The following is a 25,328-nucleotide window of genomic DNA, read 5'->3' on the forward strand; positions in this document are numbered from 1 at the left end:
CGTACACACAAACAAAACAAATTGTCAAGACTCAAAACGTCTCTTCACTTTTTTAATTTCAAATGCCTCAATGACATCACCTTCTTTAATGTTAAAATAATTATCAATCATAATTCCACATTCATACTGAGCACTAACTTCTTTAACATCCTCTTTAAATCTCTTTAATGAAGAAATTTTACCAGAATGCACTTGATATCCTTCTCGCATAATATTAGTTACAGCATCACGCTTTATGCATCCTTGCGACACATAACATCCAGCCACTACCCCAACCTTAGGAATATTGATAACGGCACGAACTTCAGCAAATCCAATAAACTGCTGCTCAATATCTGGTTCCAACATACCTTCAAGAACTGATTTAATATCATTAATTGCATCATAAATAATATTATATTTCCTAATTTCAACTTTTTCTTGATCAGCTAAAAATTGTGCTTTTGCTGTAGGCCGTACATGAAAACCAATAATAACTGCTTCACTTGCTGCTGCGAAACTAATATCAGTCTCTGTTATTGCACCTACTGATGAATGAATAACTTTGACCCTAACTTCCTTATTAGTCAATTTTTCAAGAGAATGCTTCAAAGCCTCAACAGAACCCTGAACATCTGCTTTTAAAATTATTTTAAGTTCCCTTAACTCTCCCTCCTTAATTGAATCATAAAGATTTGACATGGTAACTTTTTTTACATTTTTAGCATCTTCATATTTCTTAAGATCTTGCCTCTTAGAACTAATTAATTTAGCTTCCTTTTCTGTCCTTGTAACCTGAAATGGATCACCAGCTTGCGGAATTGATGAGAAACCTAAAACGCTAACTGCTTTTGCAGGACCAACACTCTTAACAGATACTCCTCGCTCATTAATTAATGCCCTCACCTTACCATGATATACTCCTCCAACAAAAGAATCTCCGATAGAAAGAGTTCCATCCTCAATTATAACGGAACAAACCACTCCCCTACCCATATCAATCTTAGCATCAAGAACCCTACCAATGGCCCTTTTAGTCGGATTTGCTTTTAATGACATTACTTCGGCTTGCAAAATAATCATATCAAGAAGTTCTGTAATACCAATATTTTTTAGAGCTGATATTGCAACAAAAATCGTATTTCCACCCCAATCTTCAGGTATCAAATCATACTCTGAAAGCTGATGCTTAATTCTATCTATATTTGAATCTGGTAAATCAATTTTATTAACCGCAACTATAATAGGAACACTCGCATCTTTTGCATGATTAATAGCCTCAACAGTCTGTGGCATTACTCCATCAACAGCAGAAACAACAAGCACAACAATATCGGTAACTTGCGCCCCTCTACTTCTCATCATTGTAAAAGCTTCATGTCCTGGAGTATCTAAAAACGTTATTTCATGCTCATTATAATTAATAGTATAAGCACCAATATGTTGAGTAATTCCCCCAAACTCAGTTTGATTTATATCAATATTCTGCAACACTGATAAAAGTCTAGTCTTTCCATGATCAACATGTCCCATTATTGTAATAATAGGTGGTTTTGCAACCCTCTTACTCTCATCATCCTCTTCCTCTTCTATTACTGTTTCATCATAAATTGAAACAACATTTACTCTAGAACCATACTCTTCAACCAAAATAGTAGCGGTATCCGAATCGATCTTTTCATTAATAGTAGCCATTACGCCTAAGGTCATTAATTTAGCAATTAAATCTGAAGATTTTAAATTCATTTTTCTTGCAAGTTCAGCAACAGTAATACTACCCATAATATCAATTGACTTAGGAATTGGATTCGCTAGATTTTCTTTCTTTTTTTTCTGAAGCTGTTCAAAAACTTTTTGTTCTATTGTCTGACTTTCAATCTCTTCCTTTTTCCTTTTATAAACTTTTTGACTCTCTTGCTGTTGTTTCTTTTTTTCACCAAGTTTTCTGTTAAGAAGACCTTTATTATCAGAATCAGCAGGTGGTGATATAGAAACGCTAGATACAACCTTAGTTCTAATTACCCTTCTAAACGAATGGAAAGTAGTATTACCACTATTACTATTATCTCTATTATGAGTATAGTTTTTATTAAAGTGTCCCCTATTGCCCTGCTGCGTCCCAAAATTATCTCTATTATCTGAATGAAAAGAAGAAGACCTCACACCACCTCTAGAATAAGAATGTTCCCTATTATCTCTATTGCTGTTATCCCTATTATGAGTATAGTTTTTATTAAAGTGTCCCCTATTGCCCTGCTGCGTCCCAGAACTATCTCTATTATCTGAATGAAAAGAAGAAGACCTCACACCACCTCTAGAATAAGAATGCCCTCTATTATCTCTATTACTATTATCCCTATTATGAGTATAATTTTTATTAAAGTGTCCCCTATTGCCCTGTTGCGTCCCAGAACTATCTCTATTATCTGAATGAAAAGAAGAAGACCTCACACCACCTCTAGAATAAGAATGCCCTCTATTATCTCTATTATCATACGAATACCCTTTACCAGAAGGTTGACTATTCCATGAATTCGAAGTTCCTCCAGCAAAATCATCTCTAGACTTACTTAATTTTTTATCAGTATGAGTTACAACTTTAACCACCTTCTTTCGTAATTTAACAACCTTAATTTTTTTTTCATCTTCACTACGATCATCATCAATATTTTCTGACAAACTATTACTCCTCTTCAAATTCAAAACTAAGCCCTATATTGCAACCTGGACAAAAAGTCATATTCTCATTAATCACAGCCCCACACTCAGGACAAAGTAAGTCTTCCTCATCTGTCACACCTTCAACAGACTCATCATCATTAGAAATTATCACCATTCCCTCTTTTAATATCCTATTTATTTCTTCTTGTTTTTCATAACTTATTCCCAACTCAAAAAGCTTGTCTTCACTAACATTTAAAAAATTATCAATATCATCAAGTCCAGCTTCAATCAACTTAGCAACAATATCATCATCAAGAACCTTAAGTTCGCTAATTTTGTTTATCTCTTCAAACTCATCTTCTTGAACATTATCCTGAATAATCTTGTCAAACATTTCAAAAGTCTCTTGCTTAAATTCTCCACTCGCCTTCATTGCTGCAAATTGACTATTAGTTTTAACATCAATCGCCCAATCAAGAAGCCTATTTGCAAGTCTAACATTTTGTCCCATTTTACCTATTGCAAGCGAAAGCTGATCATCATTCACAACAACTAAAGCTTTATGCAAATCTTCATCAACAATATATACATTATCTATCTTAGCTGGTGTTAGAGAATCCTTAATAAATTCCTTGATATCTTTAGAATAAGGAATAACATCTATTTTCTCTCCCTCAAGCTCCTTAATAATTGATTGAATTCTAACACCCTTTTGCCCAATACAAGGACCTACAGGATCAACTTCTTCTTTCTCAGAATAAACAGCAACCTTAGTCCTATAACCTGGATCCCTTACTATTTTATGGATCTTAATAATCCCCTCTTCAATCTCAGGAATTTCAAGAGTAAGCAATTCTTCAATAAATTTAGGGTGAGTTCTTGATAAGACCACCTCTATTCCATTTCTTCCTTTTTTAACACTATAAACAAGAACTCTAACTTTATCATTAAGTCCATAAACTTCTCTTGGAGATTGATATTTCTTAGGAATAACACCATCTGTACTACCAAGATTAACATAAAGATCTCCATTTCTATTTTGTTGGACATAACCAATAACAATTTTATGTAATTTATGCTTAAATTCTAAATAAAGTTCATTATCTTCAATTCCCTGTAAGTCACTTTTAGTTCTCTGTTTGGCAACCTGAATTGAAAGTCTATCAAAAATCTTAGGATCAATTTCAACATAAACATATTCATTATCTACAACCTCAAATGCTTGAGCATCATCCCTTAATATTTCAATTATACCATTTTGAACTTCATCCACAATCTTTTTTTTAGAATAAACTATCAAGTCTCCAGTATCACCATCAAATTTAATTAAAGCATTATCACTTGTTCCAAAATACTTCTTATAAGCTATTATTACGGATTCCTTCACCGTTTTTCTAATAGCATCTATACTCATTCCACGCTCACTAGCAATATTGGCAATCATTTGACCAGTACCCTTTATCATATCCAAGACTCCTTTAAGACAATTTAGCCTTTTTGACATTACTATAAAGAATTTTTTCTTCTTTATCTTCTGTTTTAAAAATAAAGCCATCTGTCTCTGCTCTTAAGATAAAACCTTCTTCAAAATCATTCTTTAACATCAATTTAATCTTTCTACCCTCAAAAATCTTAAACTCCTTATCACTCTTAATTTTTCTATTTATCCCAGGCGTAGAGATTTCTAAACTAACATTATATTTAAGAACCGCTTCTAATTTCAATAAAATCATCTTATGTAAATCATAAAGCACATTAATCCCGAAATTATCACTTTTATAAAGAACCACCTGAATTCTACCTCCACCCTTTTTTCTAAAAGCATTAATTTCTATAATTTCGATTCCTAATAGATATGTTACATCCTTTATTAAATTATAAATTTCACTATTATCAGCAATTTTAATCAATCACATCCCTAAAAAGAATAAGGCTCTTTTTAAAAGAACCTTATTAAATAATAATAATCAATCCAAGCTAAATTTACCATTAATGTCAATAAATGTCAATACACCGACAATCAACTATACTCTAGCAATTGACAGCTTTATCACATCACAAAACCAATTCTCTATAAGGATATTTTTACAAAAAGTCATCGATGTTCCAGTTGTAACAATGTCATCAATAAGTACAACTCTCTCAAATTGCATATCCTTATATTTTGACTTTAACTTAATCTTATTCTCTAAATTACTATATCTTAAATTTCCACAAAGTAACTTTTGACTTTTACCCAATCCCCGTTTAAAAACATTGATATAATTGATTCCTCTCTTACGCAATAAATTACCAATATATTCCATATGATCAAAACCATAAAAAACCTTTCTTTTAAAACTGCAAGGCACAGTAACAACCAAATCAAAATTAACATTCATCAAGAACTGAAAAATCGCATCTGCAAACAACTTACCAAGTAATTTTTGTCCATCACTCTTATAAGCAAGAATTAATTTTTTATACTCATCTTTATATTCAAAAAAATACCAAATATCATCTCTCAACTCAACATCAAAATGAAAAAAAGTAACGCAACTCTTACAAAGAGCATTTACATAAACATAATTTCTATGACAACAAGAACAAAAAGGAAGAAATATACTTTTAAAAACGGTCCAATTCCATATTAACATCGTTTCACGTCTTAATCTTTAATATTATTTCATTTAACAAATTCATTGCTTGAAAAGGAGTAATATTATTAATATTTATTTGAGAGATAAACCTCTTAAGTTCAAAATAAGTATTAAGCTCCGATTCATAACTTAAATTTTTTTCGCTTAAATTCTCATTAACAACAGAAGTAACTGTATTAAAAAACTCCGATACACGCAAATGTTCTCGACTAGCTAAACTTTTAAGAATAATATTAGCTCTCTTAATAACTTCTAAAGGTATCCCAGCTATTTGAGCCACATAAATTCCATAAGAATTAAGAGAAGGCTTTTCTTCAACTTCTCTTAAAAAGATAAGTTCATCCTCTTGTTTTTCTATTTTCATTGATAGATTAACAAAAGCATCATGATTGATAGCTGAAAGCTCATGAAAATGAGTTGCAAATAAACTCCTGGCTTTAATACGTTCTAAAATATATTCAACGATTGAACATGCAATAGCAAGTCCATCATTAGTACTAGTACCTCTTCCAACTTCATCCATAATAATTAAACTATTTTGGGTTGCATTTCTTAAAATATTAGCCGTTTCATTCATCTCTACTAAAAATGTAGACTCACCTTTTGAAATATTATCACTAGCACCAATTCTACAAAAAATCTTATCTGTAATTCCTATTATAGCCTTACTAGCAGGCACGAAAGAACCAATATGTCCCATTAAAACAATTAGTGCAGTTTGACGCAAATAAGTTGATTTTCCTGCCATATTAGGTCCCGTAATTAAACAAAAATATTTTTCACTATTCATTTTGACAAAATTTTTAGTAAAAGCTTCAACTCCTCTCATATAATGCTCAACAACAGGATGTCTAGCATATTCAAGAATAATTTCTTTATCATTTGTTAAAATCGGCCTTACATATTCATTTTTTCTAGCTAAATATGCAAAATTAGAAATTACATCAATATACGCAAAAAATTCAGCAATTCTTTTAATAATAGCACTATCTTTAACAACTCTTAAAGCTATCTCATCAAACATTTCCTGCTCAAGAGCCAACAAATTATCTTCAGCATCATTAATATCCCTCTCAAGTTCAATAAGTTTATTAGTCTTATATCTCTTAGCAGCATTTAAAGTTTGACTTTCGATAAAATGAGTCGGAACTTGTTCATAATAACTTTTTGTAACTTCAAAAAACAAACCTCTAACATTGGTTCTTTTAATCTTAAGACTATTAATTTTATTAAAATCCCTCTCAAAATTAAGATAATCATCGATATACTTATTTGCATTATTTTTCATTTCTCTTAAACGATCAATCTTCTCATTATATCCATGCTTTATAAGTTCATCTTGCTCATCTGAAATAGAAATATCAATTAAAGAATAAACTTCCTTTATAGTCTTTTCATCATTAACATCAAATACCCAATAATTAAAAGAATGTTCATTAAACAATTTTTTTACTGAAAAAAATGTCATCAAAGTTTCTCTAATAAACAAAAAATCTTTTTTTGCATATTTTTTCATCTGAAGTCTTGAGATTATTCTCTCAATATCCCAAATATTACCAAAAATATCTCTCAACTGCATACTTAAAGTAACATTATTGTTTAAAAACTCTACATGAAATAACCTATTATTAATTGCATCAATATCTAAGAGTGGATTTAATATATATTCTCTTAAAAGTCTCTTGCCCATTGGTGTCTTACACTCATTTAACACTGAATAAAGAGAATAACAAACTGTCAAATCATTATTATTTTTAACAAGTTCAAGATTTATTTGAGTAACATCATCAAGAAACATATACTCAGAATCATTATTAATATTAATAGTATCAATATTAATCAATAAATTTTTCAAATTATTTTTTATATAATCTATTATCAAAAAAGATGAAATATAATAGGGCTCATTCTCTTTAAAACCAAGAACACTTAAATTCAAAATATTAAAATGTTCTTTTAATGATTTAACGGCAACATCCTTGTCTAAATGCCAATGGGGAACTTTATTAACTAAAAATCGATCAAGAGCAAGTTTTTCTAAATATCCATAGTAAAAATCATCAGAAACTATTATTTCCTTTGGAGAATATTTTTCAATATCCCGCCTTAATTTTCCTAAAAAATCTCCTTTATAAAGTATGATTCCCAGCTTTGATGTTGATAAATCTATATAAGAAAATGAATAATAATCTCTATAGTCACTAATAGCCACCAAATAATTATTAACATCATCTTGTAAAAAATCTTCATCAACCACAACACCAGGACTTATAACTTCAACAACTTCTCTCTCCAGTGGACCCTTAGGATCAGTTTGCAAGCCTTGCTCACAAATTGCAACTTTCCTGTCAAGTAAAATTAATTTTTTAATATACTCTCTACTAGTATGACAAGGAACTCCACACATAGGAACACTTTCTCTTTTAGTTAAAGTTAAACCTAAAAGCTTACTTCCTTCAAGAGCATCATCAAAAAACATTTCATAAAAACTACCTACTCTAAAAAACAGAATAGAGTCTTTATATTTCCCTTTAATATCTAAGTACTGCCTCATCATCGGCGTAATATCTTTTTTCATACAGACAATACTCAAATTATAATTGATATTATTAAAACTTTACAATATACTTAAGATTATCAAAAGAATGAAAAATGGAAAAAAATACTTCTCAAAGCAATATCTTTTATGTATGTAAAGGCGATTCTGTTTTCATAAAGCTAATTAACAGGTTTACTGCATTATATTCTGTTAATTTTAAAACATTTATTAAAAATAAATTTATCAATAACAATGATAAAATAAATAATTTATACATAGATTTATCAGAAACACAATATTTAGACTCAACTTTTATGGGAGTATTGCTATATATTGAAAATAAAAGCAATGAAAATAAAAAAAATTTTAAAATAATAAATTCTAGTAAAGAAGCACTTCAAAACTTAAAATCTCTTGGACTTGAAAAAATATTAAAAATAGAAAACAGAAAAGAAACATTACATAAAAATGACATGCAAGAATATTTTTGTTTTAGCACACATAAAAATACCCTATTTAAATCTATGCTAAAATCACACATTTTACTTTCAAGCCTTAATAAAGGCAACAAAAAAGAATTTTGTGCTCTAATTAGAAGACTAAAAAAAGAAAATAAAAATTAAAATCAAGAATCACTTATAGCAAAACACTACTTTTCATTCAAATACTTAATAACATCATCAGTTACATCAACCGTACTGTTATAATAAAGAATATAAGGATTATCCTTTTTCATAACTAAAGAAATACCATTACTCTCTGCAACATATTGAATACCTTTAAGTATCTTGCCCCAAAGCATACCATCACTATTTAGATTATTGATATTAATTTGCTTCTGTTGCTCAAGATTACTTTTAGCCAAATTTTTCAGTTTCTTAAGTTCGTCAATCTTTAAATTATACTGATTACCATATAATTTAGCATTTTCTAAATCATGTAGATCAACAAAATCATCATACATTTTTCTTAAATTTTTAATCTCAGAATTCAATGCATCTATTTGCTCTTGATAACGATTTTTCAACTGCTCAAGGTTGGACTTCAATTGAGGACTTAAAAATCCAATTACAACTTTCTCAAAATCCACAATGCCAACCTTTGTAACATTAAGTGACAAAAGATTTAATGGAAAAAAACAAGCAAATAAAAACACGATGAAAGCCATAAAAACCTCCCTACAAAAACTACCTAAATTATATCAATATCTCATATCAATAGCTAAGAAAAATTTAAATCCTCCAAAAGAATTATAATACCTATGAACGCCACTATTATCAAAATAAAATGGATAAGCTACCACAAAAGATAAAGGCATCTGAGGCAAAATACTTCTAATCCCAAATCCCCAACTAAAAAGAAAATCACTAAAGGGAACAAATAAAGCATTTTTATTCCCTTCAAGAGAGTAAGAAGCCATATCTAGAAATAAAATATCCCAAACCAAAATATTTTTAATTACAGGCATTGAAAACTGAATAGTATTTACAAAAGAACTATAAATATTACTCAAAGTTCCCCATCCCCTGGCAATCATAAAATCTTCACTAATAATTAAAAGATGGTGCGGCTGTGCCTCTATTTCGAAACCATTTCCAAGAGGTGGTAAAATATTTGAATAAACACTTCTAAAAGTCAAGATTAAATCAAGAAACGGAGCAAAAACATCCTGATAGCCTAAAAGGGAAAAATATCTCTCAAAAGTTGTTGTAGATTTTGAAAAATGACTCTGTCCAAATAAAAATCCACCAAAAAAATCAAATTGTTGTTTAAACAAAAAACCATTATTAGCTAAAGACTGAGAATTTCTTGTATCCCATGCAACACTAACTCCCAAAGAATTTTCAAATCTAATAGTATTATAATTGTCTCTTAAATAATAACTTGAAGGTCTATTAACATTATCATCATAATATACATATTTTAAAGCTGTCTGAAGAGTTCCAACAAATGACTGTCTTCCAAGATAATTAGAAAAAGCATAACCAGTAAACCCACTAACACCAAACTTAACTAAAGAATAATTCATAACATTAAAATCAGAAAAATTTTTAGCATTAGTATATGATTCCAAACTTACAAAAGGATCTGGTACTCCTTTTTTCCCTGAAAATATAGGACCATTAACATCCTGATAAGCAGAGTTTATAGAGTGTGACAAATCAAGAAATCCTCCAATAGTCCATCTAATTTGCATAAACCAATCATCTTGAAACATCAACCTAAAACTTTGTTCAGAAAAAGAAAGATTAAGCTTTGCAGACAAAGAATACCCTTCACCTAAAAAATTAGATTGTTCCCACTGTCCAAAAACTGAAAATGGAAACCAAGAATTAGTAACACCACCAAAACTCATACCAAATCTAAAACTTGCTGTCTCTCGTTCTTCAACAAGAAAATTTATTTTCATCAAACCTTCAATATTACTTGGAACAACATCGGGTATTACATTTCCAAAATAACCAAGCCTCTGCAAATTAAGCATTCCCATACGAAGCTTTTCCAAACTGAAAACATCTCCCTCAACTAACGGAATTTCTCTAAGTATTACATGAGAAGCCGTTTTATTATTACCTGAAACAGTGATAGACTCAATATGTGCTTTATCCTTTTCTACTATTTTAATAAAATAATCTACAAACTCATCTCTTATAGTTTGAGAAGGAACAATCTCTGTAAAAATATAACCATCGGAATAATATTTTTCTCTAATTTTTGCAAAATTCTGTTCAAATTTTGACTCATCAAAGACATCTCCTTCATTAAAGGTCACTAAAGATAACAATTCCTCCAATTTAAAAACTAAATTCCCAACAATCTCAAATTTACCAAATTTAAAAACATTACCTTCCGAAATAAAATATTTCAAGTAAACTTCTCTCTCCAATTTTTTAGGATCATCAGGAATACGTATATCTACAATATTATTTACAACTTTTGCATTAATATACCCATGATTCTTATAAAAAGATTCAATTCGAATTTTATCCTCATCAACATTTGATTTTAAATACTTGCCATCAGAAAAGAAAGATGCCGATTTAGATGCCAAATACTTTCTAAGAATACGACTCTTAAAATTCAAATTTCCTTCAAAAGAAACTTCTTTTACAACATATTTAGGCCCTGCATTAATTTTAAATACAATATCTACTAAATTATTCTCTTCTTTTACCTCAAATGTAACAGCAACATCAAAATACCCAGAATTTTGATACATCTCTTCAAATTTAACAACAGTTTTTTTTACCTTTGCAAGATTGAAAGCCTCTTTCACTTTAACATTTGATTTATCACGTAGTTCACTATTCCAAAAAATTCCACTATCATCAACAAAAGTAACGCTTTTTACTAATGACTTTTCTTTTACAAAAAATACAATTACAAGTTTATCATCATCAATTTTAAATTCAGGCCGAATAAGTCCATCAAAATAATCAAGAGCATAAAGATCAACTTGTAATTTATCAAAAAGTTCATCAGAATAAGTTTGCCCCAAATAAGTATTCAAGACAGTTTTAAGATCATCTTCACTTATATTCTTAAGTCCATTAAAGTCAATACTTTTTATAATCTTGCCCTTATAATTTTCTTGAGAATAAGATAAGTTAAATACCAATAAGAAACAAAATATAAAAATAAAGGTTTTAAACAACTGCACTTCAAACCCCTCACATCACTCAATCAGTATTTAAATTTCCAGAAAATAGATATTTGATTGCCAAACCCTCCAAAACCACGACCATATTTCATAAAATTATAATCAAAAATATAATCAACAAAAAAGAACGGCGAATCAAGCTCAAGACCAATATTGACACTAAAATTTAAATTCTGAGAAAATGGCGTTATTTCATCTACCAAAAATTCAAATCCTGCCTTAACAAACACACCATCAATAATATATTTACCTGCTTTAACATTCGTTTTATCAAGAACACCTGCAAACGTAACTGGACTTCCCAAGATACCAACAGCATTCCTCAGTATATCCGTTTTTATACTCAGTAGGTCTAATTTTAATACAGAACGTATATAATCTTCAATAGGTTGTACTATCAAATCAATAAGAATATCACCAGCTAGTCCAAGTGCCATTTCAATCGTATTTGTACCTGCTGACTGCAACCCATATTTAGCCCCAATTATGTCATTTGACAAGAGATATTTAATTTGTTGCTCTGTTCGAGCAGGATAAGAGGAAAAACTAAGATTCCACAAACTTAAAGGACCATCCATAATCAATGTTATAGCTAAATTTTCACCACCATCTTTAATCACATTTCTAGCCTCAGTTTTTACCCAAGGATCAAATTTATTTTTATTCTCATTAAAAGATATGTATGACCCAACCTTAAACATAAATCGCTTATTATTATAATTAAAAGAACCACTTGCAATATTTAAATCACCTTTAAGGATAAAATCATCTGTCTTAGTATCAGATTTAATTTCAAGCTTATTTCCTCTCGCAATAATAGCATTTAAAAAAGAAATTTTATTATCAGGCCAATGAAAAGCAACATTACTATCAAAAGTAATTTGAAGATCCGTAATAATATCTAAACCCTCAGAATCGGCACTAACTGTTTTAACATTCTTTGATCTTCTATAAGGGTCTATCAATAAATCAACAATAGAATTTTCAAGCAAATAAACCCAGGCATTAGAGACATTCAAATTTCCCGTAAACTTAATTTCTTCAGAATTGCCTTCAATCAAAAAATCACCTGAAGCATGCCCAACAAAATTTATAGCAACTTTATCAAAATTAATAGGTACCCCAGAATTACCCAAAACATCAATCTTAATCTTATAATAGTCAACAATACTATCACTTAGAAAATTAAGATTCAAATTAGCGGCAACATCAACATCAGAATAATAATCTAAATTAAACCTATTTTCGAGAATTACTCTATTATCCTTAATAAAAACCGGTACATCAATTAAATCTAAGATCCTACTATTTCCATATTGTCTAAATGATCTTAAATATTCAGTACTGATCGAACCATATAATATCTGAAATTGTCCATTAAGATTTGGATTATATAGATCACCATCAACCTCTAATTCTCCAACTACATCAACATCATAAAGAACAAAATGTTCCTTAATACTAAAAAGGGATTTTGACGCCAATAAATCTTCTGTAATTAATTTTGAATTAAATTTAATATTTTCAACATTGCTAATAATTCTATTTTTTAAAATCTTACCCGTTGCAATAAAACTAAGAGGCAAATAATCATTCAATCTAAAATTAAAATTGCCACTATCATATTCATATAAACAACTAATCAAATCATATTCAATTGATGATACCATAAATCTCTCAGCACTATTTTCAAATTCAATTGTAAGATCAGAAAGATTATCATCCTTATATATTAGTTCTCTTAATGAAATCTCCCCATCAATTTCACGCCTTAAAATTCCAAGTTCTTCTTCAATTGAATGTTCTAAAACTTGAAAAGTTGCATTCACTTTTGAGGAGAGAAGATCACTATTAACATTTAAATTAGAAAGTCCAATAGAATTTTTAATATCATATCTAAAATTGCCTGCCAAAATTTCTCTCTTATTTTGACTTGCCTTGATATTATAAATATTAAGATTATCATCAACAAATCCCAAATTTAAAGAAAAAGATGTAGGAATACCTGCCAAAGACATACCATCTGTTTCAAGATAAGCATTAAGAGAATACTTTAAAAAATCACCATCTTTAAAATTAAGTATAAAATTACCATTAATCTTCCCACTTAAAAATGATAAGAATTTTAAATGATTAAAATCAAATCCCTGAAATTTACCAGCAACAAAAGAACCACCATCTTCATTAGTATCAATCCCTAAAAAATAGCGCTCTGAATTTAAAGTTGAAAATAAATTCAATTTACCACTAAGCTTATCATCTAAATCTAGATTTCCTTGTCCTTGCAAATTTGAATTTTTATTTACAAATTTAATGTTTGAAAGACTAACTTTTCTGTCTTTATACAAACCCTCAAAACTAAAATTAAAATTAAAATTAGGATTAACAGCAATTTTATTTAATCTAAATCTGGTAAGCATAATACTTAAATCATCTGTTATTCTTTTATAATCACCGTAAGAATTCATATTTAATAAAAATTCAGAATCGCCATTATAAAAATGAAAATCATTAATATCAAAAAAACAAGCTATAATTGAATCAGAATAAGTTAAATTGATTTGTGCCTTAGGTGAAAGTTTTAAATTAACATATCTATCCTTAAAATTAAACTCAAAGAAAACGGGATAATCTTTATTTAAATAATTAAATTTAGTATCTATCTTCAAACTATCATCAAACAAATATATCAAAAAATTAGAATTTACATTATAATCCCCACTATTATAATTAAAATATTTTACCTCATAAGCATTTCCCTCTCCACTAGCATCAAACATTAAATTAAAATCATCTAATTTTGAAAAGAAAGTAAACTTAAGACTATTTAATTTACTCTTAGTATAATCAACGATATTTAAATCAAAATTTGAATTCAAATTTAAATATTTACCCGATAAAAAATATCCAGGAATGACTTTATTTATAGAAGCTTCTGGTATAATATCTTTTAAGAAAAGCATAGGAAATTCTTTAATGCTTACATTAAAATTAAAATTTTCTTTATTAAAATCACCCTTTAAAAAAATTTTAGAATCATTGTTAACAAAATTTAACAGATAATCAACATGAACATTATTTGAAGCAAAATCTGTTTTCATATTTAAATCCCTAATTTTCAGTCTGCCAATTCTAAAATCATTAGATTTTATACAAAAATATTGTTGTTCTTTAGTAAAATTCAAATGCCCATTAATATCATTAAAATCAAACACCTTAGCTGACCTAAAATTAAGTTTTCCAATTGGCACCAAATCCTTTAACGAATAATAACCCTTATAACCAATAAATCCTCTCTTAAGCTTTACAAAAGCATTTTGTATATCTGCAATCTCTTCATTGCCCTTAATCTGTACTTTAACACCCTGAATTTCCTTACCTGTAATATTAGCACTTGAGGATGAATTTAATAAAAACGCATACCTTAAATCTTTTTCATTAAAATCATAAGAAAGTGCAAATTGACCATTTAAGCTTGCATCAAGATAATTATTATAATCTTGCAAGTTATCATTAAGCTTTATCCAATCTAAAAGGTTAATATCAAAGAACAAAGTATCTAATCTTAAGAAATTTTTATTAAAATTATATTTTAAATTAAAATCCAGATTTTCCCTTAAAATATTAAAAATTTCAACATTACCCTTTGAATAATTTATTTGAAACCCCTGCTCAAGGAAAGTAAAATAATTTGTATTAAATTCTAAAAAATTAAAATTAACATATCCATCTTCAAGATCTTTTTTAAACTTACCTTCAAAATAACAAACTGAACTAAAAATATTTTTGCTATCAACAGCAGAATCTAAAATTTTATTAGAACTAACATTAACAACAAAATTAAATAAAAAATCATCATCAATAGTCTCTAATGCAAAATTATTAATTTGCAATCTTAAAAGCTTATCAGAAGTTAACTTAAGATTTATATTAATTTTCTCTAAATGTACGTGAAGGCTTTCAGAAAAACTCAACATCTTGCCTATTGTACGACTAGGACTCTCATCATTTAATTCTAATTTAACAGAACTTGAACTTTGAGATTTAAAAATCTTAAAATCATCTAAATCAAAATTTAACGTGCTACCCTTAACAAAAATATCTAAAACAATGCTTTCATTTCCTAACAACAAATTAAATAAATCTAAATTAACCTTAACAGTATTCATCAATATTTTATCTTGCTCATTTAAACTCAATTCCAAATTATCTATTTTGATTGAGGACAAAAAATAAGGATCGATTTTATCATACTTAATCTTAAAACCCAATTTTGCTTCAAGATAATTCATAATAAAAAACCTAGCAGAATAAACTTGAAATTGAACAAATAAAATAAAAATAATAAGAAGTGATAAAAACACTAAAATTGAACAAATAAAAGATAAAGCAATCTTATTCCTTACAAAAAACAAATTCATATATCTATTAATATATATTATATAATACTTACAGTAAGTATCTAATTACTAGAATATCTAAGGAGACAATTTTTGTGAACAAGATCCTAAAAAATTTTTATTGTATAGAAGGAATTGATGGAAGCGGAAAGACAAGTATAATCCAAAAATTACAAAAACTCTGTAACAATAAACTTAAGTACCATTTTACAAAAGAACCATCACAAGGAGCAATTGGCAAATTCATAAGAAAGCAACTCACCAATTTTAAAAATCCTTTAAGACAAGTATCACTCGCACATCTATACGTTGCAGACAGATATGAACATCTATATAATACAAAAAACGGAATAATAGAAATACTAAATAAAGGACAAACAAAAGTAATAACCGATAGATATTTATTTTCATCTATAGCATATCAAGGAGAATTGGGATATAAACTAAATAAAGACTTCCCACTACCTGAAAAACTTTTTTTTATAAGAACAGATCCTAATATCGCATTTAAACGTATCCAAAAAAATAGAATACAAGCAGATCTTTTTGAATTTGAAGAAGCCAAATTCAAAGAAATCAACTCTAGATATATAGAAATGCTTCAAAATTTTGATACATTAATTGATATTATATATATTGAAAACTCAAGTGAATACGATCTCGAAATAAGTGCAAAAAAGATTTTTGATTTAATAAAATTTTAACATCTAATATAACTAATAAAGGAAGGATAAAAACATGTTTAATAATAACCTTTTTATATTATGTTCAATAATATTTTCAGGTCTACTTATCACCAACGTAAATGCATCATCAAAATTTTTCTACGCCGAACAATGGTATGTAATTTTCAATGAAAATATGAAAAGAAAACCAGACAATTATAAAAGAAACATATTTTTTTTACAAAACGCATTAAAATATCCATTTGGTAACCCAAATTATTCTTTATCAAAAATAACAACAAGAAAAGAATGGGATAAATATAAACTTCTATTTAAAATGCATGTAAATTTGCTTCTAGTTAAGCAACATCTATATTTAGGTGATCTATTTGACACAAGACATTTATATTTTTATAAAACTCCAAAAAAAGATGGTATCCTTAAAAACTTAAATCAAGCTGCAATTTTTTACAAAACAGCTGTCTCTTACTACGAAGAAGCCTTAAAATACCATAAACAACTAGACAAGTATAAATTTATAAAAATACAAAGTGATGGAATAACAAATTGGGAAGATGAATATCATAGAATTGCAATGAAAGAACTTAACTACCATGACATCATAAAACGAGAATTAATACGCATTGAAAGAACAAAAGAATTTTTTCAAAAAAGACCAAATTACTATTAATATTTTTTAAAAAATCCCTTTATACTCCATTGAAATAATGACTTTTTGAATATAATCCTTACTAAGTGAAAATTTATCAACAAGCTCTCTAAAATTTCCTTTACTTAGAATATTATATTCCAATGAAAGTGTAATTAAAGCTCTTTCTGCCAAAAAAGGTAATCTCAACACATTTTCTAAAACGGCAATATCATATTTTCCTCTAAATTCAATTAAAAGAGACTCTTTGAAATTTGAATTTTCAATATTACTACTTAAATCAAGAATTTCCTTCTCAAGAAATTTTTTATCACCTTGAATGTATAATAATGCAAAAGGTTTAAGAATAGTAAAAAAATATTCTCTACCAACAAGATAATGATGCTTAAAACACCTTGTAGCATAATTAGGATAAATAGCAGATTCAACTATCTCATCACCACCAACAATCAATAAAGGATCAAAATAAGGTGCAGCTATTTCTCTACCCTCATAAAAATAATATCTGTATGTCAAAAAAGATTCACCCATACAATTAATATGTTCACAGTAAGCACCAAGACGACAAATTTTATCTGAATATTCTATTAAAAGCTTAGCTGTGTTATTAAATATTTCTTTTCTAAAATTATAAAGTAAAGTAGGAAGTATAAATAATACATTTAAATCTAAAGCTATTTTATTTAAAATAAAGACCAAACGTTCATCATAAAAACAAGTCTCATCAATAATAAAAGTTCCATATTCAGGATTATTATCTATCAATTGTCCCACATCAAAAGAATTACTAGCAAAATCAACACCATCAATTTTATCACTTCCACCACCTCTATAAGGAATAACATTTTCAGGATAATCCTTAAATCTTTTCTTATCAAGAATATTTCTAATAAAAAACACATTGGCTCTGTTTCTAAGTCCCTTAGTGATAGAATCCAAAACCTTAGAAGATTTATTTTTAATAATAAGAGAATCTTTATAAATTTTAGCAGCATATTCTGTTTTGCCACTACCCATAGGACCAATGATAAGCATTAAATTTAAATTGTCTTTAAAATCAAAATGACTAATAGAAACAATATTATCAAGTTTAGACTGAGTATCGCCACTAACTAAATTCAAGTAAAAGCCCATAACAATCAACTCCAAAAATATTAAGTTTACTTACACAAATATAATAGAATCAAAAGGAATAGTAAGCTGCAAAGGAGCTCCTAAATATCCAGAAAACAATCTTTTAACATAAAGTAATAAAATAAGTACTCTCTTATTTTTAATATATCGAAAATCATAAATAAAAATTTCATCATTAGTTCTAAAATTAAGTTCATCACCAAGACCATTTGCAAAAACCTTTGCAACCCTATATTCTCTTCCAGCAACCAAATTCAAGTTCAAACCTAAAAAAGCTCCCAACACATTTTTAAAAGAATCTTTTTTAACAATATTATCCACAATATCTTCTGGACGATTTTGTGGATATAAATAACTCTTATACTCTTTATTATTTCTTTTATATTTAATGCTTACCATAGACTTTTTTTGCAAAATATAGTACTGCAATTCTCTCAAGCTATCAAATTTTAAAGAATTAACACTCAAAATAGAATCTCCACTTCTAAGTCCACCAATATCTGCAGGAGAATTAGGAGCGACATATGATATTTCCAAATTGTTCAAACTTTCCGAAAAAGTACAACCTAACCACTTATTCCTCAAAATACCACCTCTATACATAAATGGCAATACTTTTAAAACCCATTTTGAAGGTATTACAAAATTAAGACCTTGAGTATACAAAATACCAGCAAATGTAAGTCCAACAAATCCCCCATCCTCATTGACAACAGGGCCACCAGAATTCCCCTGATTGATGGCAGCATCAATTTGATAAGAATCACCCACCGATAACAAGTTTCTATTCTTTCCAGAAATTATTCCTGAAGTAATAGTCTTCTCAAATCCCAAAGGAGAACCCATAGCATAAATCCTATCTCCAATACTAATATTTGAAGAATAATCTAAATTAAATTGATGATCTAATTTAAAAGAGACCTGAATTAATGCAAGATCCATTTCCTTTGAATAAGCAATAACTTTTGCAGGCAGCTTTTCACCCTTACCCCTTGGAAGTTTAACATAAAGATTGGAAACCCCATTATAATTACTATTCACCTGAGAACTAATTACATGATAATTGGTTAAAGCATATCCTTTAAGATTATCAATAACAAAAGAAGAGCCCAAAGCAATATTCGGTACCCTATTACCATTTAAAATCTTAGTACCCATATCCACCCAAACCGTCAAGACAGCTGTATCAAGCAAAACATTTTTTGAGGGGGATTTTTCTTTAATAACAAAATTTTCCAAAAAATCAAAATTATCATCAAACGAATAATATTTTGCAAAAAAACTTGCAAGCATCGGATCTTTTTGTCTCAAACTCTCAAGATGTTTTAAAACCAATTGTTTTTTACTCTCAGTAAGCATGATACCAAACAAATTTAAAGTCTCAAGCTTAAGCAATGCTTTCTCATAATCTTGTTCTTTATAAAAAGTTAAATACTCACCTTTAATTCCAGATAAAGCTTTATCCCTTAAATCTAGAATACTCTGATCTAGTTCAACACCACTATTTTTTAGACTATAATAACTTGAAAGAGCAAATTCAAAATTGTTATCTTCAATATGCTTATTTATACTATCAGATGGCACATAATAAATCTGTTTATCATATATATCTTTTATTGTGCTGCACGAAAAAATTAACATAATAATAAAAATTTTTCTATGCATCAATAATTTTTAAAAGCTATTTAATGTTACTATAGATATCTAAAGAATCATCTAAAATAACCCTTTTAGCTTTTAAAACTCCTTTATCATAAATTTCTACATAATTAAACTTTCTAGAATCATTCATTTTTCTATAAATTGAAATTAAATCTCCAAAAGAGTAATTTCTAACCTCAACAATATCAGAATCATTAAAAATTTTTTTGGATATTAAACTTTTTCTAATATTAAAAGATGAAACTAATCTTGGACTTAAATTCAACATAGTAGGAATAAAAATATCTGGAACATTGGTTATTAAAAAATCATTAACACCTATATAATCGAAATTATAACCAAAATCATCAAAAATTTCATAACGAAAAGAATTTAAAGCAAAAGTATAAACAGTTTTTTTATTTGGATTATTAACCTCAATCATACTAACATAAGGATAAACAGAATAATGAACATTATAACCAAGTAAAACATTTTCATAAAGAACGGGAATTTTATCATTGAAATAAACCCTATTAAAATATTCTTTATCTAAATGTAAATTTGAAGCATAATTTACTATTTGTGAAAAAAAACTTACTAAAACTCCATCTTTAAATATTGCAACATTATTTTTATCATCTACACAATACACACCAGATAAATTTTTATAATGATTTAAAAACTCTTTTCGTATATTAGGATCGCCTAAGAGTTCATAAAACATTTTATAATCACGCAGTGTACTTGGTGGATTCCCTTTAAAAAAACCATAAGCCTCATCAGGTGTCAAAAGCCTATATTTAAGCAAATACATACCCTGAACACCGTTTATTTGTTTACTTTTATTCTTAAGAAAAGTAAACAAAGCAACAGTATTAGGTTCACTCAATTTTGTACTTTTAAAAATAAAATCAACATTTTTAACTTCAAAAAAAGAATCGTCTTTTAATTTAAGTTTGGCAAAAAGACTTGGAAAAAACTTATCTTCTTTTAAAAACCATTTAAAAAACTTCACATCATCACTATATATAGCAAAAGCACTTGCTAATACTTTATTAAAAGTACCACTAAAATCTTTAAGTCTATTGGAAGCCTCAAGTCTCATGTAAATCAAATCTTTATCACTTTGTAAATCACCATCCAGCTTATCATAACTATCAATAATTTCTCTATTTTTAGAAATGTCCTCATTTTGCTCTAAAATTAATGAAAAATATTGGAGATACAAATCCCTAGGTTTTACAAATGTAAAATTATTAACATTTATAGCTGTTTTTAATAAATAAATTCTATCTAATAATGAAATATCATTTCTCAATGAAAGTTCATAAAGAGAATCAGAATTTCCTAAATTAAATTCAAGAGAACTATAAAGCATATCAAGACTTCTTTGAATATCACCAAAAATTTTAGATTCACGTAAAAGAATCCTTGATATATCTTCGTCTCTCTTATTTAAATTAGCATTTAAATTTACAAAAAATAAAAATAAAAATACAATTTTCAAGACAACCACAAAGACTCCTTAAAAATTTGTTCTATCCATTAATTACCTCTTGCTTAGATTGCTTTAAACTGAGCTCATAATCACTTTCAATTAATTCAAAACCCAAAAGCTCTCTTACCTCATTATCTGTTAAAGTCTCTCTTGCAATCAAGGCCTCTGCAAGTTTAACTAACTGATCCTTATGCTCCATTAAAATATCTGATGCTTCTTTTAAACATCCTTCAAGAATTCTCTTAACTTCCATATCTACTCTAGCAGCAGTACTCTCAGAATATGCTTTTGATTTAGAAAATTCTTTTGGAAGAAAAATTGGAGCCTCATCATCTACCAAAAATATAGGACCTATATCCTCCCCCATACCCCACTCTGTAACCATTTTCTTTGCCAAATTAGTAGCTTGCATTAAATCATTCTGCACACCAGCTGTAGTAAAACCTAAATTAATCTGCTCACTAGCATAACCACCATAACATATCTTAATTTTATCAAGAAGTTGATTTTTATTGATTGAAAGTCTATCTTCTTTAGGAAGAGAAAAAGCAACACCAAGAGCTCTACCTCTAGGAATAATAGTAACTTTATGCAAAGGATCAGCATGTTCAAGATAATAATGAAGCAAAGCATGTCCAGCTTCATGATAAGCCGTTTCAAGTTTTTGCCTATCAGTAACAGTCATAGACTTTTTAGCAACACCCATAAATATTTTATCTCTAGCTTCTTCCAAATCATGCATCAAAATCTCAGATTGATTATTTCTTGCAGCAATTAAAGCACCTTCATTAATCAAATTCGCAAGATCAGCACCACTAACACCAGGGGTAGCTCTTGCTATTACTTTTAAGTCAATTTCTTTTGCAAGTTTAGTCTTTTGAGCATGTATATTTAATATTGCTTCCCTTTCCTTAATATCAGGCAAAGTAACTGCCACTTGTCTGTCAAATCTACCAGGTCTAAGCAAAGCAGAATCAAGAACATCAGGTCTATTTGTTGCTGCCATCACAATTACATTAGTATATGTACCAAAACCATCCATCTCAACTAACAACTGATTAAGAGTTTGCTCTCTCTCATCATGACCACCACCAAGTCCAGCTCCACGACTTCTTCCAACAGCATCAAGTTCATCAATAAAAATTATACAAGGAGCACTTTTCCTCGCATTATCAAAAAGATCTCTCACACGACTTGCTCCAACCCCTACAAACATCTCAACAAAATCAGAACCTGACATATGAAAAAAATTCACTCCTGCTTCTCCTGCAACGGCTTTAGCAAGCAAAGTCTTTCCTGTACCAGGAGATCCAACCAAAAGCACACCTTTTGGAATCCTTGCACCAATTTTTTCAAATTTTTTAGGATATTTTAAAAATTCAACTACCTCTCCAAGTTCCTGCTTGGCCTCTTCCTGACCAGCAACATCTTTAAAAGTAACCTTATTTTTCCCTGGTTCATATTTTTGAGCATTGCTTTTTCCAAATGAAAAAACTTTCCCTCCACCGCCTTGAGTTTGACGAAAAATAAAGAAAAAGAAAATAAAAAATAATATCCAAGGCAAAGTTTGAAGCACAACGCCAATTAAAGATGATTGACTCTTGCCAGCACTTACTTCTACCCGCTTGGCTTTAAGCTCGGCAAGCAAATTAATATCAAAATAAGGAATGTTAGTAGAGAAATAAGATTTTCCTAAATTTGAATTCTTAACTATAAACTGAATTTGACTCTTATCAATAATTATAGCTGATTCAATCAAACCACTATCTAAATAAGTTTGAAATGTACTATAAGGCACGTTCTTATAATTTTCTCCGCCACGCATAAAATAAGACATGAATATTGCTAAAATTAAGAAAACAATAACAAGACCCAAAATCCAATTTTTATTCTTCTTTTTGTTATTAGATTTACCATTATTATTCAAATTATTATTGTTAATATTCATTCCTTTAAAAATCCTCCGAACAAAGATATATTAATTTTTTTAAGAATATTCTTATCACTCCACATTAAGTTTAAAGTATTTAAATCAATAATTCCAATTATCTTATCATTTAATACTAACAACATTAAATAAAGTGGATTATACCTTACAAACTTAGAAAAAAACTTCTTTGATTGTAACTTTTTTTTAAAAAATTTATGCCTAAACTCATAAGAACAACATCTCAATGTTAGTATAGAATTATCATCACACTCCAAACATTCTAACAAAATCTCACCCAAAGATAAACTATGATATTCACTAACTCTTAAAAAAAAATCAAAAGGATTACGCATTTCCACAGCTCTCCTAAAAATAAGATTAACCTTATCTCTACGTCTTTCCAAAAAAAAATCATTACTACAAAATAAAATATTGCTCTTTTTATTATCAAGACTTACTCTAAAAATTTCACCTAAAGATTCGTATGATAAATTTGATACAATTCCTTCTAAATTTAAAATTTTAAAAATACTTCTAAAAACCAAATATTTTGGCAAACTAAAAAAAAGTATAGCATCAAAAGAATAATAATAATTACCTTTACTAAAGGGAAGAAAATTTTCTCTGTCAAAATAATTGACAAGTTCACTTGAAAAAGTAGATATTCTCTTTAAACTTTTTTCATACCCTTTAAAAATTTTTTTAACAACAGGAATAAGATTATTTCTAATTTTATTTCTTAAATACAAATCTTCATGATTAGTACTATCAATAGAATAAACAATATTATTAATAGAAAGAAATTTTTCAATCTCCTCTCTTGATACTTCAAGTAAAGGCCTAATAATGCAATTATTTATAACTGGAATACCAGAAAATCCATCCAAAAATGAACCTTGAAAAAATCTCATTATTAAAGTTTCAAATTGATCATTTTTATTATGAGCAAGAGCAATATAACTAGCCTCATTTTCATCAAAAGCTTCTAAGAGAGCATTATAGCGATATTTTCTGGCCAATTCTTCAACTGACACACCAAATTGTTTAGCTTCTACTTTAATATCCTCATCACACCTCTTTATTTGATAAACAATATTATGCAACTTACAAAAGTTCTTAACATGCTCTATTTCTAAGTTTTGTTCAAACTCTGATCTCATATAATGCGCAAAATAAAGAGCAACAATATTATTACTTAAGTATTCCTTTAAATGCAATAACAAAACAGTAGAATCTGCACCCCCAGAAAAGGCAACAATTACTTTTTCTTTAGTTAAAGAATTTTTTTTATAAAAATTTTCTATTTTTGTTATTATATTATCCCAAACCATCAAAAACTACTAGAATTAATAGTCGCAATCTTATGTTCAAAACTCAATTCATCTATACCCAATACTTCTTCACTTAAAAAAGCAAATACATTTTTAATACGATCAAGTTCACTATCATTAAATTTGGAGAGAACAAAATCCTTAAGACTAAAATTATCATTACTATTCCCAACCCCAATATAAAGCCTACTATACTGAGTACTTCCAAGACTTGCAGAAATAGAGCGAAGTCCATTATGTGTAGAAGCACCTCCTACCTTTCTAAGTCTACACTTTCCCAAAGGCAAATCAACATTATCAACCACAACCAACAGATTATTTATTTTCATATAAAACTTAGAAAAAACAGAAGGAAAAATATTACCACTTAAGTTCATATAAGTTAAAGGCTTAATTAAAACTACTCGTTTATTCTCAACAGTAAAATCAGAATACTCATAATTTTTGGCTTTTTTTAAAGAGAGACCATACTTCACAATCAATTCATCTATAAACCCAAAACCAACATTATGCCTAGTACGAAAAAAATTAGACCCGGGATTACCCAGGCCAACCATTAACAAATTCATATTTT

General features: G+C 28.4%; 17 protein-coding genes. 3 read left to right on the forward strand and 14 right to left on the reverse strand.

Annotated features, from left to right (window positions below; genetic code table 11):
- Positions 1-24: 24 nt before the first annotated feature.
- From infB to mutS, 5 genes are all read right to left on the reverse strand, one after another.
- Entirely contained in the window at positions 25-2,658 is a 2,634-nt protein-coding gene (gene infB, locus U881_RS0103580) for a translation initiation factor IF-2 (protein WP_024653251.1), read from the reverse strand.
- Between the two features lie 4 nt (positions 2,659-2,662).
- Complete coding sequence (nusA, locus tag U881_RS0103585) at positions 2,663-4,108, reverse strand: transcription termination factor NusA (protein ID WP_024653252.1); 1,446 nt, start codon at positions 4,106-4,108, stop codon at positions 2,663-2,665.
- Between the two features lie 13 nt (positions 4,109-4,121).
- Positions 4,122-4,553, reverse strand: a complete 432-nt coding sequence (gene rimP, locus U881_RS0103590) for a ribosome maturation factor RimP (RefSeq protein ID WP_024653253.1) — start codon at positions 4,551-4,553, stop codon at positions 4,122-4,124.
- A gap of 114 nt (positions 4,554-4,667) precedes the next feature.
- Positions 4,668-5,279, reverse strand: a complete 612-nt coding sequence (locus U881_RS0103595; protein WP_038363607.1) for a type I phosphoribosyltransferase — start codon at positions 5,277-5,279, stop codon at positions 4,668-4,670.
- A 4-nt stretch (positions 5,280-5,283) separates the two neighbouring features.
- The gene (gene mutS / locus U881_RS0103600) at positions 5,284-7,860 is read right to left on the reverse strand and encodes a DNA mismatch repair protein MutS (RefSeq protein ID WP_024653255.1); all 2,577 of its coding nucleotides are present in this window, start codon (positions 7,858-7,860) and stop codon (positions 5,284-5,286) included.
- A 74-nt stretch (positions 7,861-7,934) separates the two neighbouring features.
- Here mutS and U881_RS0103605 point away from each other — a divergent pair, with 74 nt between their 5' ends.
- Positions 7,935-8,444, forward strand: coding sequence for an STAS domain-containing protein (locus U881_RS0103605; protein ID WP_024653256.1), 510 nt, complete (start codon positions 7,935-7,937; stop codon positions 8,442-8,444).
- Positions 8,445-8,470: 26 nt separating this feature from the next.
- Here the strand turns inward: U881_RS0103605 and U881_RS0103610 are convergent, their stop codons facing one another.
- Genes U881_RS0103610 through U881_RS0103620 form a run of 3 tightly spaced genes read right to left on the reverse strand, consistent with a single transcriptional unit; the run spans position 8,471 to position 15,903 of the window.
- Positions 8,471-8,989, reverse strand: coding sequence for an OmpH family outer membrane protein (locus U881_RS0103610; RefSeq protein ID WP_024653257.1), 519 nt, complete (start codon positions 8,987-8,989; stop codon positions 8,471-8,473).
- A gap of 33 nt (positions 8,990-9,022) precedes the next feature.
- Entirely contained in the window at positions 9,023-11,476 is a 2,454-nt protein-coding gene (gene bamA, locus U881_RS0103615) for an outer membrane protein assembly factor BamA (RefSeq protein ID WP_407637304.1), read from the reverse strand.
- A gap of 29 nt (positions 11,477-11,505) precedes the next feature.
- Complete coding sequence (locus U881_RS0103620; RefSeq protein WP_024653259.1) at positions 11,506-15,903, reverse strand: translocation/assembly module TamB domain-containing protein; 4,398 nt, start codon at positions 15,901-15,903, stop codon at positions 11,506-11,508.
- A 74-nt stretch (positions 15,904-15,977) separates the two neighbouring features.
- On the opposite strand from U881_RS0103620, the gene tmk reads away from it, so the two are divergent.
- Both tmk and U881_RS0103630 read left to right on the forward strand, forming a co-directional pair.
- Positions 15,978-16,586, forward strand: a complete 609-nt coding sequence (gene tmk / locus U881_RS0103625; RefSeq protein WP_024653260.1) for a dTMP kinase — start codon at positions 15,978-15,980, stop codon at positions 16,584-16,586.
- A gap of 34 nt (positions 16,587-16,620) precedes the next feature.
- Complete coding sequence (locus tag U881_RS0103630) at positions 16,621-17,238, forward strand: hypothetical protein (RefSeq protein ID WP_024653261.1); 618 nt, start codon at positions 16,621-16,623, stop codon at positions 17,236-17,238.
- Positions 17,239-17,244: 6 nt separating this feature from the next.
- Here U881_RS0103630 and U881_RS0103635 read toward each other — a convergent pair whose 3' ends face one another.
- The 6 genes from U881_RS0103635 to pth are packed head-to-tail and all read right to left on the reverse strand — an operon-like array spanning position 17,245 to position 25,323.
- Positions 17,245-18,351 (reverse strand): thymidine kinase, encoded by a 1,107-nt coding sequence (locus U881_RS0103635; RefSeq protein ID WP_024653262.1) that lies wholly within the window; start codon positions 18,349-18,351, stop codon positions 17,245-17,247.
- A gap of 30 nt (positions 18,352-18,381) precedes the next feature.
- Positions 18,382-20,016: a S1C family serine protease gene (locus tag U881_RS0103640; protein WP_235048128.1), complete on the reverse strand. Its 1,635-nt coding sequence runs from the start codon at positions 20,014-20,016 to the stop codon at positions 18,382-18,384.
- 16 nt (positions 20,017-20,032) lie between these two features.
- Positions 20,033-21,511, reverse strand: a complete 1,479-nt coding sequence (locus U881_RS0103645; protein ID WP_024653264.1) for a hypothetical protein — start codon at positions 21,509-21,511, stop codon at positions 20,033-20,035.
- A 22-nt stretch (positions 21,512-21,533) separates the two neighbouring features.
- Positions 21,534-23,441 carry an ATP-dependent zinc metalloprotease FtsH gene (ftsH, locus tag U881_RS0103650; protein ID WP_024653265.1) on the reverse strand — a complete coding sequence of 636 codons (1,908 nt, stop codon included), beginning with the start codon at positions 23,439-23,441 and terminating at the stop codon, positions 21,534-21,536.
- The gene (tilS, locus tag U881_RS0103655) at positions 23,438-24,754 is read right to left on the reverse strand and encodes a tRNA lysidine(34) synthetase TilS (RefSeq protein ID WP_038363613.1); all 1,317 of its coding nucleotides are present in this window, start codon (positions 24,752-24,754) and stop codon (positions 23,438-23,440) included. The genes ftsH and tilS overlap by 4 nt, the downstream gene beginning before the upstream one ends.
- Positions 24,754-25,323, reverse strand: a complete 570-nt coding sequence (gene pth, locus U881_RS0103660; RefSeq protein ID WP_024653267.1) for an aminoacyl-tRNA hydrolase — start codon at positions 25,321-25,323, stop codon at positions 24,754-24,756. Before pth ends, tilS begins: the two co-directional genes overlap by 1 nt.
- Positions 25,324-25,328: the final 5 nt, after the last annotated feature.

The sequence above is a fragment of the Borrelia persica No12 genome, from assembly GCF_000500045.1.
Taxonomy (GTDB): Bacteria; Spirochaetota; Spirochaetia; order Borreliales; family Borreliaceae; genus Borrelia; species Borrelia persica.